The sequence below is a fragment of the Victivallis vadensis genome (assembly GCF_003096415.1).
GTDB classification, from domain to species: Bacteria; Verrucomicrobiota; Lentisphaeria; order Victivallales; family Victivallaceae; genus Victivallis; species Victivallis vadensis.
The window spans coordinates 1-11,204 of record NZ_QEKH01000019.1 but is presented as its reverse complement, the minus strand read 5'-3'; the positions used below and the strand labels follow the sequence as shown (position 1 = coordinate 11,204).

The window sequence follows — 11,204 nt, the reverse complement described above, 5'->3', positions numbered from 1 at the left end:
TTTTACTCCTTGTTTGAGTTGAAGTTTTCGAGTTCATGTCGGATTCGTTCGGGAATTTCCGGTGGACGGAATCCCGCATTTTGCAGACTCAGCCGGATCAGTTCTTCGTGCAGAACATTCAGGCGGGAAAAATCCCTGCTGTTCAGCATTTCCCGCAGCAGTTTCAGGGCAGGATTGCTGATCCGCTGCCGGTTCTCATATTCGATGAGAAGCTGTCCCTCATCCAGTCCCGGATAAAGAATCCGGAGCCGCCGTAATTCCTCTTCCCGCTTGGAAAACGCTTCTCCGCTGGTCGAGGCAACTGCAATCGTCAGCGGATCGGCATAGTGCCGGACCACACCCACCAACGGATATTCCCCGTTGTCGATGTAGTAGAGGTACGAAGAATACTTTCGACCGGGAATATGTTCCGGCGCGGGAAAGTTCATCACGGCATTGACCGCATCGTCGGACAATGCGATGAAGCGCCGGAAAAACTCCATATTCCCCTTGTCCTTGTTCTTCAGAAGATAATACTGCTTGCTCTGCCCCATGATGATGGTCGCCAGATCGGAACCTTCCTTGTCCTGCACCATGAGCTGACCGGCCTCCTGTGTGATCGTCCAGCTCCGGCAGTTGCTCTTGCGCAGCTGAGCGTAGGAACGTTTCACAAAGCCGCTCGCTCCTGGAACAGAGGCGATGATTCGCGGCATCTCCTCATACAGAAAGAGCTTCAGCAGCTTGCGCGGCATATTGATGATCTGCTGCTGTGCAAGGTTGCTGATCACCATCCCTACCATCGCCCGGATGTTCTGCGATACGTTTGCCATCTTGCCGATTTCAAAATGCAGCAGCCGCGCTCCGAGATTGATGTTGGTCACGCCGTCAAAAAGAGCGCCGCGTCCGGACTCCACCGCATACTGCGCCAACCGTGTGGCAATCCGGTTGGTATCCTCCCGGCGATGCGTCGGATCGGGCGTCGAGCGGATCATTTCCACCAGCTGAGAGTGATACGGCATATCCTCCGGTCTCATATAGGCGTAGGAAATGTCCCGGAGCAGAGAACCATTCTCCACGATACATTCCGTGATTTTTCCACTTGGAATACCATGATAATAGTTCAGAATCTGCTGTTCGGGAACAGTGAGACTCTCCGGTGATTTGGCGAGCGCTTCCTTCAATGCCGCATAACAGTCGAACTGCGTATTGCTTCCCGCAGGCTGCTGCGGAAGCATCCACTCCATCGTCAGGGCAATCCGGGCGATTTCGCTCCGCAGTTCCGTATGGTGGTTCCACCACTCCTGCCACGAAGCATCATAAAGACGGATCACATAATGTGACAAGATCGCCGCCCGGTCCTGAATGATTTCATCGTTCTGCGACTGGCCGCACATCACCGTTGCGAAATTCGTCGCAAAATCCGTCTGATTGGCAGTGAGCGGAGAACCGCAGGTGTCGAAATAATTCAGCGTCAGATTGCTGTTGAGGTCAATTTCGATATACTCTCCGCCGACGATCCGGGTGAACATCAGGTAGGATGCCCCTTCCTCAATGATCACCACCTTGCTGTAAAACGGATATGTTTGCAGCAGTTCTCCGAGCGTATTGACCGATTTCCCGGAACCTGTCTGTCCGAACGTGGCGGCGTGCTGTGGAGAACCGCCGTAAAATCCGTTGACACAAACAAGGTTATGGTGATCGCCCTGAAAAATCGCCTGAAAATCGTCCTCGCAGCCGACGAACGTCGAATTGAACGGAATCATCGCCGCAAAGGACCGGTGCAGCGTAAACAGCGGGTCCCATTTTTTGTAGTAGAGATTGCCGGGAAGCGTTTTCAGAAACTGCGCTTCCACCTGAACCGTCAGATCGTGCATCATCATGCCGCATTGCAGATTGGTCGCCACCAGCCGGAGCTGCTCCGTCTCCTGCTGAAGTTCTTCCAGATTCCGGTTCCAGACATGGATCAGATATTCCGCCTCAAACGGCACATCTTCTCCCGCTCCCATCCGGTAAATCATTTTTCCGAACGCATCGACTTCGGAACGGTAGGCAATCGCCGAGGGATCGGCTTCCAGATCACGCTGCGCCGAAGCCTGGCGCGATTCCAGTTTCTCGATGGTCTTGGCCTTGTTCAGCGGACGCAGATTGACCGTGACCGAAAAATTCGTCACGTTTGTCTCCAGCAGGACATTGCCGTAAAACGGCGTCAGGTCGAAGCCCGGAAGCTGCCGCATGACCAGAATGTTGTGATACATTCCGTCTCCGTACATCCCGTAATGCCGCTCGGAAGCAGTCTCCCGTTCCCGGTCCTGCTCCGCATGATCCTGACCGCTGAACTCATTCCGGTAAACATCGCTGAAATCCGGACTGAAAATCTCCCTGTAATCAACCTCTTCCGCCGCAAGCGACTTGTTTACCGCTCCGAAGAACTCGGCGAACAGTTCAACTGCCGTGAGTCTGTGGATCGGAAAACTGAATGCGCTTTTCAAAAGCAGATATTCTGACTCGAAACAGGAGGAAACCCGTTCCCGGAACAGTTGCATTGCCTGTTCCGACTCCACATTCAGTGCTCCGGAAATGAAATCCTTTGCCGGACGCGAAATGTAAACAGTCAAATGTTCCCGCCAGAGTTCATGAGCCTCCATCTGACGCCGAAGCTCGGCGGCGGTCTGCTTTCTGAACTCACGACAGAACGGCACACTCGCCAAACGTTCCGTATCGGATTCGTATTTTTCCAGAATCTTCCGGTAATTCGAGTCCTTGGTGTAGCGGAACTGAAGCCGTTTTGAAGCGTCGAACCGCGACAGATACGATTGCAGGTGCGTATACAGCTCATTCTTCTGCGGCCAGCCGGCATTGGAGAGATTCGGGACATCCAGCCGGAACCCTTTGACGACATATCCCGTCGCATTCAGTTCGCCATAGACGAAGAACGCATTTTCCGGCGGATCGGTTTCAATGATATAACCATTGGGATAACGGATCATTTTACCCTCGCTTTCAAGCGGATTGTCTTTCGGGTGTCAAGCCGCAGAGCCGTTCCGAAGAGGCTGTTGAGCCAGTAGTCGAAATAGTAGCGCGGCTTCTCCCGAACGAACCGGAAATAGAACCAGACGGACGCCGCCAGCGGAATCCATGATACGGCGACGGCCAGTATCACCGAGGCATCCATCAGGGCGAAAAACAGGAAAACCGCTCCGATGATGCCGCCGAAAATGATGTAGATCGCATCGCCGCGCACTTTCAGGTTCCGCGACAGACGGAACTGCGATGCCGGTATCTGAGCCGGATTCCGGGGAATGGCAAGAGGTACTTCTTCCGTCATATCAGCCTCACAGTCCGCTGGAAGCATTCAGCGAAATGCCGAGCGTTTTGTTGAAAATGTACAGCACAATCGCGAACAGCACCGGAATCAGGATCGTCCCGATCAGCTGCGCTTTCGCGTTTGCCGCATCATTCTTGAATGCGAATCCGGTCGAAATCCCCATGATCAGCGTAAAGATCAGGCCGATGGCCATGATGATCCACTGCACATAGCCGAGTCCCGAAGAAGCGTCGATGCCGGTGTTGACCGCCCATGCCCGGCACATGGTGGCATAGGTCGCCAGAAAACCGGCCATCGTCCTGGATTTCAACAATGGGTACAGCGGTTCAAACCCGTCCTGAGTAAACGGCATTTGCAGCAGCTTGACAAGTCCATGGAACTTGTCGGCAAGAGATGCTCCTGTTCTGATCATTTGCATTTTCATGATGATATCCTTTCCGATTTTCAGTAGTTCTGCGACCATCGCAGACACTATCTAAAATACGCGGAAAACAAGTGTTTTCAATGCAGATAAAAATATATAACATGTTGATTATAAGCGTATTAACCGCATATTGCAACAACGGTATTGAAAAATCTGTTGTCTGCTTTGTTGGTTCTTTCGGACAATTTTAAATGCCCCCGATTACCCAGTTTCGAGGAGAATCAGAATTCAGAGAAAGCCTGAGTGTGGTTTGCAATAATGAGAATGCCCGACTCGTGTTTTTTACTCTGGATTATCTGATATGGCATAACAAAAAAATCGTATTTTTTTCAATTTCTCTGTATTTTCAGCATTTTTTCAATACTGAAAACAATAAATGATCTTGAAAAAGAGCAATTATATAATAATATTAATTACCAAGACAATAAATGAACTATAGGAGAAATATCAAAGGGAAATTGAGAAAGAAAGCAGACCGTCATCATTTTTGAGATTTTCGTCGCCGGCAGTTCATGCTTTTCGGCCCCCCGGCATGATGGCTCCGAAAGGAGTGTTTATCATGCAGGATATAGCAATCGCTATCGGCGAAAAGCTCCATGAACTGATTATTCTCGAAATCCGGAAAATCTGCAAGGAGGTGACGGAACAGCAAAAATTAATGGAACATCGGCTGGCGGTTTTGGAGAGAGCTCCGCAGGAGCAAAAGATATCCTCCGCCTCTTCCATTCGATCTCATCAATACAGAATGAAAGGAGCCAATATCATAGCCATCCGCAAACGCCTGCAGTTGTCACAGGCTGCATTTGCCCGATTGCTCAAAGTGGACAGGGCGAATCTGCATAAATGGGAATATGATAAAGTTGTGCCTTCTCCTGCAACAGTTGCGAAAATTGCGGCGTTCCGCGGCATGGGTAAGAAAGCTTTACGGCAAAAACTTCAAGAGCTTGAAAACGAAATTTGGCATAGCTGAATCTGAATACCAGTAATCGTTAACTGGAGTTTTCATGTCGGGGAGTCATGAAATTCAGAAATGCCGCTGGCTCTCCCTTCTCTTCTTATTCTTTCGACATGCCTCCCCGAAAAACATGTTGAAAATGTCTCCTGATTCCTTCACTATATCGTGTGATTTGCAATTGAAATGCAAAATCACACGATAAAAATAAAAGATCTTCTTGGTCTTCAGACATTTAAAAGCATTATCCCTTTCGATAAATAAAAAATTATTCTTTCCTTGCGGCTGCGCTGCCGTATTCACTTTCCTGCTTGCCTTTTTTTATGCGGAAAGAATAGCTTTCCAGAAAGGTAAGGTAAAAATGAGTCAAAACTTCCCGCAGATCGTACTGCTGATCACCACGGAAACACGGCGGAACGACACACAAACATTATTGGTGCATTCCGGAATCTTTGCAACAGATGACAGTGTTCTCAATGAAATCGAGAGAAATGTATTCCAAATGGTTCGCGAGTATCCCGACTGCTGGCGTTCGGGGGACGTGACCGGTTATCCCGAATCTCTTTTTACGGAGGTCGAGCGGGAGGCTCTCCGAAATCACGGGATCGGCAAACGGTTTTCAATGTAAGGAAAGAGGTAATCATGTCATTGAATTGGGACATCAGCAAGGTCAGGAATTGGCAGAAGAAACAGGGAAAAGACGGTCATACGTTGGAATGTCTGATCTGGGCGAGTCTTACCATCGGAATGGGCGATCTCAATGAAAAAACCGCAAAAGAGTTTCTTTATCGCCAGAATCGTTACTCCCGCGAAGTCGGAGCAATCGCGACTTATCCAAACGGCAGAGTTGTCGTCTGGACGCTTGCCAGAGTAAAACCGTGGTTCGGGCTGCATACCAATGTCCGGACGATTTCAAACAGCGCATTCGACAAACTTGTCCGGGAACGTTCCGGACGCTGAAAATGGAGGATCATATCATGCAGGTTATGCACATGAACTGGAAAACCGGGAAGATGGAGCCGTGCGTGGAACATCGTCTGGAAAGAGGTCAGATTGTTATGGGAATTGATGGACCTGCCCATGAATATGACGGCGTTGTTCTTGAGCGTGTGGCGAATGGGAAATGGGGGACTTCCTGCCGGATTCTCTGGATTGATGATCTGCGGGTATCCCGTCATCAATTCATCAAACCGATTGCGGAACGCTTCGGAATCGGCGTCTATTTTTATCCCGGCAGACTGATGCCGGAAGCCGAAATCGCCGAACTCGAAAAGCTGTTTCTGGAAAAAGAGAGAGCCGAAGCACTTGAAGCCGAAAAGCGCCGGATCGAAAATGAACGTCTGGCTGTAATCGGCAAGGAACATTTTGCCGATGCGATCAAAAAACATGGAAAGCCTGTGGCATTGATTTTAGCCGTAGAGCATGAAGACGTTTCGGATTTGCAAACCGATTACTTCGATTATCGAACAGTCCGGACTGTGGTGTTGGCATTTTCAAAACACAAGCGGAATTTGTTTCCGGAAATGCGCAAGGCAGCGTTGAACAGCGATATTCCGGAAATCCGGGAGCTGGCGACGGCTCCAGCCGACTGGGAGAATCGTGAGGACTATTCCGGAGGATACGGTTACTATCTGGCGGAAAGCAAATACAGCGGCTGGTCCATTGAAAAAATTCCGCTTTACAGGGAAAACCAACTTGAAGAATTCTACTGCAATGCGGGGAAGCCGGGAGGCTTCTGTGTAAAATAAGCGGTTCTTGTTTGTCTTGCCGGATTGTCCCGACGAAATGCCGTCTGGAACAATCCGGCTTTTTTGGGCCCAAACAAGAACAGAAAGGAGCTGAAAATGGGAATGATTGAAATAGAAATTGAGTTCAATGAATTACGGAAACGCAACATTGTGCGATTCGACAGAAATGACGATTGGTATCCGTATCTGCTTGTCAATACGGCACGTGCGTATTTCGATCTGAACGGGAACAAAATCTCTGTTCTCAGCCGGGATTTCAGCCTGTGCCGGGATATGGCGCATGTCAAGCGGGAACAGAACTACTGGAGCCGAATACACCGGGAAAAAGAATATGCCGATCAGCGGAAAATCTACCGGATTCTTCTTGAACGGTGCGGTCAGATTGATCGCGATTGGCACTCCATCGAAGTTTCCGAAGCGGAATTCATTGCGGAATATCAAAGAAGAAATCGGAGGTGAAAGATGAAGGTTTGCAAAGACTATCTGAAGGCTCGCGCTGTCTGGAAACGCCGGTATGCCGAACTGGAACAGAGTTATGAGGAAGCGGAACGCGCGGAACAATGGAATCGCGCGGAACGCATCGGGGAAGCATTGGCTGAGATGGAGCAGCATTCCGGCTTCAAAAAATGCTATTCCTGCGGCAGAAAAGGCTGTCCGGCGCACTTCGACGGCTTCGTGTCGTGGAACCCGATGAATTCCAGTTGCAAAACGATCAAACTTCCTGTTTTCAACTGACTGCCGATGCAGTCTCTTTGAAATTCAGATATTTGATGCCGTCTATTTCCGGAGTCAAATCTCCGGAATAGATGACATAACCGGAAACGAATTTATCTGAAAGTTTCCGAAGTTTCAACAGATTCCTGCAAAAATCCTTATGATATATCGCTTCCAACTTCTTCCTTTGAATTTGAATTGTCCACCGAATCATAAATTGCGCTACATTTTTTCTGGTATTTTCTCCTCCATATACAACATCTCCATTTATGCAAAATACAAGTTCAACTTTAGAAATGTTGAAAACTATATGTGTAAGCAAGAATTTCATGATCGGGCATGATCTATGCCTTTCAGAAAAATCAATGAAGATTTTCGTGTTTGCCTGTCATCCATCCGCCCCGGCATAAAGCCTTTTGGATCAGATGGATTTGGGGGTGAACAAACACGAAAAGGAGGCTGAAGAAGATGAAAAATGATCAGGAAAGAGAAAACAAATTGAAACGCGAAAAAGCGTTTCCCGCCCGGATTGAAAATTATGTATCTTCTTCTCTCCACACCCGCCGCTTTAATACTTCTGATCTACGGCATCTACAAATGGATCATGCGTCAATCCGACCGTGAAAAAGAGTTCTGGATCGACCAGAAAGTATATGGTCATCCCGTCTCGCTCAAACTTTACGCGCTGATGAAAGCAGTTCTATTCCTGATCGCCATCGGCGGAGTCATGCTGATTCTGGTTTCATTGGTATATGGTCAAGTTCCGACCTGGCGGGATTTCTCCAACAAAAAATTTCTCTGGGCGGTCTGCGGTGCCAGCTTTTTCATCATTGTGCAGCTCGGGGCTTTGGGACTGATCTGGCTGATCAGGCATGTCGGAAAGTTCAATACAGGGAAAGTGATCCTGTTCTTTCTGCTGATCGGGATCATCACCGCCATACTGCTCGCTGGAATCTGCATCGCCGCATTTTGAATTAAAGAGAATTGATTTCATTTTCAAGAGACCGTAGTTCATTCAATAACTCTTCAAATGAAATATAATCTCCGTAAATCATGGTTCTCATCGCCGTATAGTCTGCTTTCAAAGCTTTCATGGAATGTTCCGCTGGCAACAGCCTCATTGTTCCCGGTTTGGCATCCTTATAATTTGCCCATCCGCAATGATAGAACTTATCCTTAAAATCGACGACTTGCTTCAATAATTCCAAATCGGAGAATGCTGACTCTTTTACAGAACTCCGTGCGATCATAACCGTATCGTAATAGTGCCTGGAGTAACGTCCCCGTATTTTACTATTCTCTGGACGGTGCGCTTCTGCATGAAGAATGGTAATTTTTTCCCAAAAAGAACGTTCCGGAGTCGTTGCAATAATATCTATTTCCGGCGTAGCAAATAATTGTGGATATGCGTCTGAGGCATAAGGCGAAATTCTATAGGTAGCATGCGGCACCCAGGCCGCTTTCGCTCCGATTTCCAACAATATCTGGGGACGCAGATATTCATCGGAAAAAGATTTTGGATAGGTGATTATAATATTGTCCGGTTTTTCCTCTGAAAGTTCAGCAACACAGATGCCTGCACAAAGTTTCTGTACCTCAGGCAGCAATACGTCTGCAATATAATGCTGTCCCCAAGTATCCAGTTCTTCATTGAACTTGGCCTGTTGTGCATTGCTGCGTTTCTCTAACGGATTACCTATCGGATTCTCTTTCCAATTCAGAATCAAATCAATATCTTCTGAAAATCGTTTAATCAGATGAAAAATTTTGGAAAGGCTGGTTCCCCCTTTAAATATAACAGTATCCCTCAATGAAGAATCGAAAAGTTGCTTCAACATCCAGCAGACCCAAAAATCTTTTTCCACTGCGGCTTCAGACAAATAAGGAAATTTTGCCGCCGTTTGAACAAAAAGTTCCTGCCGTTTTCTGGAATCCATACGAGCAATTTTGTCCATGATCAGTTTCCTTCCGAGCAGATCAATTTTATTTTATCATGAATCCAATCGGTAGTGAATTGAGTATCTTTCAAGATTTTATTCCGTTCTGATGCCGGAATAAAGTTACGTATCTTATTTATGATCTCTGCAGTAATATGCTCGGCCCCCAACTCCCGGAGCGCTTGGACTATGATTTCACTTTTGATATTTGCAAATCGCGCCTCTTTAAGAGAAATATGTTTGAATTCTATTGTTCGACTGCCAATCCCATACTGCCGGGTTGGCCCATCCGAAAAATAGGTTAAACGCATTGGAACCTGAGTACTCAATCCTAAATAATTCAATGCCGCATTGCCGGAAATCAAAATATTCCACTGGAACTTTCGGGCAATGGCTCTGGCAACCATTTCCATATCAGGAGCCATCTCTTCTTGAAGAAGTTCACTGAAGCGGGGATAATCGTAAATGCCCCGCAAAAGAGGGCGAATAACTTTTTTATCTTTGAGACGATATAGGCTCCAATCTATGGTTGCAGTCTTGGCCAAGTCTCCAAAATCGCTATTGGTCATCGCCCATCCTCTGCCATGAGATTTTATTCTTGCAAGTATTTTATCTTCAATAGAGAGCATATTGATTTTTCCTTTGATTTTCAAAGGAAAAATAGCATCTTTTCCTTTGAAAATCAAATGGAATCTGATAAAAAAGAAATAATTTTTTCGTTTGTTTTCCCGGCTGCCAGACCGGATGACGCTACATCCTATTTCGGTCCGTCAGCCTTCGGGTAAAAAATCAACCGAAAGGATAGGATGATGGAAGCAATACGGAAATACCGACGACTCCGGCTGCGCGGATTGAGGCGAATTTCAAGGCGATCCGTCTGCTGAAAGAACTCGGCACCGGAGAACGGGTCTCGTCTCATGAGGAGCAGTTCACACTTTTGCAGTTCAGCGGATGGGGCGGGCTGATCGAAGTTTTCATGGAAGGCAATCGCCATTATCAGGCGCTCAAGGAACTGCTTTCCGACGAGGAATATCAGACGGCGCAGAACTCCATTCTCGACAGTTATTACACGCCCGAATATATCATTGATTTCATGTGGGACATCGTCCAGAAGAAGATTGGAAAAAATGGAGTAATCGCATCTTCCTGATACGGTTCAGAGTGGACTGGCAAAGAAAATGCAAAAGGCTACACTTCCGGATTTTTGATATATGCAGGAGAGTAACAGAACTCCATCCGTCCCTTATCGGATGTGAGGACTCCTGCTTTTGTATCATGCAGATAAACATCAAGCTGATCCATCATTCATTCTCCCAACGGTTGAATATATAAAGTCCCAACCCTAAAGCATTCAGGACATTCAGCAGTTTTCGGATCTGGATTGTTCCTTTGCCGTTCTCCAAATCAGAAATAAAGCGCACCCCAGTATTTGCAACTCCGGCAAGTTCAGCCTGAGAAAGCCCCTGAGTCTTTCTTGTTGTTCGGATCAAAGCTCCGATTGCTTCTGCCGATTGTAGTTTTTCTTTGCTCACTTCAAAATATTCCTAAATATCATTCCCGTTCGGGAATAAGATAGCATAGAAAAAGGATTTTTCAATCTACCATTCCCGTTCGGGAATAAAAATTTCTTTATTTGCCTTTCCGGTAGATGAATCGTATGACATTGCAGTTCGGAATTGATTTCATTTTCAAGAAATTATAGTTCATATAACAACTCTTCAAACGAAAGTTGCCACTCTCATTTCTAATACTACTGAATTCCGTAGTATTAAAATCCAGATTTTTGATCGTTTCCCAAATACCAAGAAAATCAACAGTAAAACATGTGCTTAACCAATAGGATATAACCAAGGCCGTTTCAGTAGGATTCTTATACCGGGCGATATCTGTTAATGAAATATAATCCCAGTTATGATTCTTCTGAATGGATATTCCGGTTTCTCTTACAAAAATTTTTTCCATCCGCCTTTCCCTCTAACAGCTCGTCCTCTTTGTTGCAAATAATTTAACCTATAATGAAAATTACACGAGTAACCGCCCGGTGAGCTACATCTGGATTTGAGATTGCATGCGTGTTATGTTCTTCCACAAACCAGAATAATGGGAGGACGACATGGGACGTGAA

The 11,204-nt window shown here is 46.8% G+C and carries 14 protein-coding genes; 8 read left to right on the top strand and 6 right to left on the bottom strand.

Going from position 1 to position 11,204, the window contains the following annotated elements:
- Window positions 1-2: 2 nt before the first annotated feature.
- From C8D82_RS12055 to C8D82_RS12045, 3 genes are read right to left on the bottom strand one after another with little or no spacing between them, the layout of a single operon-like run.
- Window positions 3-2,966, bottom strand: a complete 2,964-nt coding sequence (locus C8D82_RS12055; protein WP_116884542.1) for a VirB4 family type IV secretion system protein — start codon at window positions 2,964-2,966, stop codon at window positions 3-5.
- The gene (locus tag C8D82_RS12050) at window positions 2,963-3,304 is read right to left on the bottom strand and encodes a hypothetical protein (RefSeq protein ID WP_116884541.1); all 342 of its coding nucleotides are present in this window, start codon (window positions 3,302-3,304) and stop codon (window positions 2,963-2,965) included. The genes C8D82_RS12055 and C8D82_RS12050 overlap by 4 nt, the downstream gene beginning before the upstream one ends.
- A 7-nt stretch (window positions 3,305-3,311) precedes the next feature.
- Window positions 3,312-3,728 carry a hypothetical protein gene (locus C8D82_RS12045; protein WP_116884540.1) on the bottom strand — a complete coding sequence of 139 codons (417 nt, stop codon included), beginning with the start codon at window positions 3,726-3,728 and terminating at the stop codon, window positions 3,312-3,314.
- A gap of 559 nt (window positions 3,729-4,287) precedes the next feature.
- On the opposite strand from C8D82_RS12045, the gene C8D82_RS12040 reads away from it, so the two are divergent.
- The 7 genes from C8D82_RS12040 to C8D82_RS12005 all read left to right on the top strand — a co-directional run bounded on the left by C8D82_RS12040 (window position 4,288) and on the right by C8D82_RS12005 (window position 8,115).
- Complete coding sequence (locus C8D82_RS12040; protein ID WP_165833043.1) at window positions 4,288-4,698, top strand: helix-turn-helix domain-containing protein; 411 nt, start codon at window positions 4,288-4,290, stop codon at window positions 4,696-4,698.
- A 202-nt stretch (window positions 4,699-4,900) separates the two neighbouring features.
- Window positions 4,901-5,308 carry a hypothetical protein gene (locus C8D82_RS12030; protein ID WP_133245179.1) on the top strand — a complete coding sequence of 136 codons (408 nt, stop codon included), beginning with the start codon at window positions 4,901-4,903 and terminating at the stop codon, window positions 5,306-5,308.
- A gap of 14 nt (window positions 5,309-5,322) precedes the next feature.
- On the top strand, window positions 5,323-5,640 hold the full coding sequence (locus tag C8D82_RS12025) for a hypothetical protein (RefSeq protein WP_116884536.1): 318 nt from the start codon (window positions 5,323-5,325) through the stop codon (window positions 5,638-5,640).
- A 32-nt stretch (window positions 5,641-5,672) separates the two neighbouring features.
- Window positions 5,673-6,428, top strand: coding sequence for a hypothetical protein (locus tag C8D82_RS12020; protein ID WP_133245178.1), 756 nt, complete (start codon window positions 5,673-5,675; stop codon window positions 6,426-6,428).
- Between the two features lie 96 nt (window positions 6,429-6,524).
- The gene (locus C8D82_RS12015; protein ID WP_116884534.1) at window positions 6,525-6,887 is read left to right on the top strand and encodes a hypothetical protein; all 363 of its coding nucleotides are present in this window, start codon (window positions 6,525-6,527) and stop codon (window positions 6,885-6,887) included.
- A gap of 3 nt (window positions 6,888-6,890) precedes the next feature.
- Window positions 6,891-7,163 carry a hypothetical protein gene (locus C8D82_RS12010; protein ID WP_116884533.1) on the top strand — a complete coding sequence of 91 codons (273 nt, stop codon included), beginning with the start codon at window positions 6,891-6,893 and terminating at the stop codon, window positions 7,161-7,163.
- Window positions 7,164-7,680: 517 nt separating this feature from the next.
- Window positions 7,681-8,115 carry a hypothetical protein gene (locus C8D82_RS12005; RefSeq protein WP_116884532.1) on the top strand — a complete coding sequence of 145 codons (435 nt, stop codon included), beginning with the start codon at window positions 7,681-7,683 and terminating at the stop codon, window positions 8,113-8,115.
- 1 nt (window position 8,116) lies between these two features.
- On the opposite strand, the gene C8D82_RS12000 is transcribed toward C8D82_RS12005, so the two are convergent.
- Both C8D82_RS12000 and C8D82_RS11995 read right to left on the bottom strand, forming a co-directional pair.
- Window positions 8,117-9,097, bottom strand: coding sequence for a nucleotidyl transferase AbiEii/AbiGii toxin family protein (locus C8D82_RS12000; protein ID WP_116884531.1), 981 nt, complete (start codon window positions 9,095-9,097; stop codon window positions 8,117-8,119).
- A 2-nt stretch (window positions 9,098-9,099) separates the two neighbouring features.
- Window positions 9,100-9,708 carry a DUF6088 family protein gene (locus C8D82_RS11995; RefSeq protein ID WP_116884530.1) on the bottom strand — a complete coding sequence of 203 codons (609 nt, stop codon included), beginning with the start codon at window positions 9,706-9,708 and terminating at the stop codon, window positions 9,100-9,102.
- A gap of 308 nt (window positions 9,709-10,016) precedes the next feature.
- Here C8D82_RS11995 and C8D82_RS11990 point away from each other — a divergent pair, with 308 nt between their 5' ends.
- On the top strand, window positions 10,017-10,229 hold the full coding sequence (locus C8D82_RS11990; protein WP_116884529.1) for a hypothetical protein: 213 nt from the start codon (window positions 10,017-10,019) through the stop codon (window positions 10,227-10,229).
- Between the two features lie 151 nt (window positions 10,230-10,380).
- On the opposite strand, the gene C8D82_RS11980 is transcribed toward C8D82_RS11990, so the two are convergent.
- Window positions 10,381-10,611 carry a type II toxin-antitoxin system Y4mF family antitoxin gene (locus C8D82_RS11980; RefSeq protein WP_116884527.1) on the bottom strand — a complete coding sequence of 77 codons (231 nt, stop codon included), beginning with the start codon at window positions 10,609-10,611 and terminating at the stop codon, window positions 10,381-10,383.
- Window positions 10,612-11,204: the final 593 nt, after the last annotated feature.

Excerpts from the sequence above, each read along its gene's own strand:
- C8D82_RS11995 (WP_116884530.1), bottom strand. The coding sequence starts at position 9,708 with ATGCTCTCTATTGAAGATAAAATACTTGCAAGAATAAAATCTCATGGC.
- C8D82_RS12015 (WP_116884534.1), top strand. The coding sequence starts at position 6,525 with ATGGGAATGATTGAAATAGAAATTGAGTTCAATGAATTACGGAAACGC.
- C8D82_RS12000 (WP_116884531.1), bottom strand. The coding sequence starts at position 9,097 with ATGGACAAAATTGCTCGTATGGATTCCAGAAAACGGCAGGAACTTTTT.
- C8D82_RS12040 (WP_165833043.1), top strand. The coding sequence starts at position 4,288 with ATGCAGGATATAGCAATCGCTATCGGCGAAAAGCTCCATGAACTGATT.
- C8D82_RS12025 (WP_116884536.1), top strand. The coding sequence starts at position 5,323 with ATGTCATTGAATTGGGACATCAGCAAGGTCAGGAATTGGCAGAAGAAA.
- C8D82_RS12050 (WP_116884541.1), bottom strand. The coding sequence starts at position 3,304 with ATGACGGAAGAAGTACCTCTTGCCATTCCCCGGAATCCGGCTCAGATA.
- C8D82_RS12005 (WP_116884532.1), top strand. The coding sequence starts at position 7,681 with ATGTATCTTCTTCTCTCCACACCCGCCGCTTTAATACTTCTGATCTAC.
- C8D82_RS12055 (WP_116884542.1), bottom strand. The coding sequence starts at position 2,966 with ATGATCCGTTATCCCAATGGTTATATCATTGAAACCGATCCGCCGGAA.
- C8D82_RS12020 (WP_133245178.1), top strand. The coding sequence starts at position 5,673 with ATGAACTGGAAAACCGGGAAGATGGAGCCGTGCGTGGAACATCGTCTG.
- C8D82_RS12045 (WP_116884540.1), bottom strand. The coding sequence starts at position 3,728 with ATGAAAATGCAAATGATCAGAACAGGAGCATCTCTTGCCGACAAGTTC.
- C8D82_RS12010 (WP_116884533.1), top strand. The coding sequence starts at position 6,891 with ATGAAGGTTTGCAAAGACTATCTGAAGGCTCGCGCTGTCTGGAAACGC.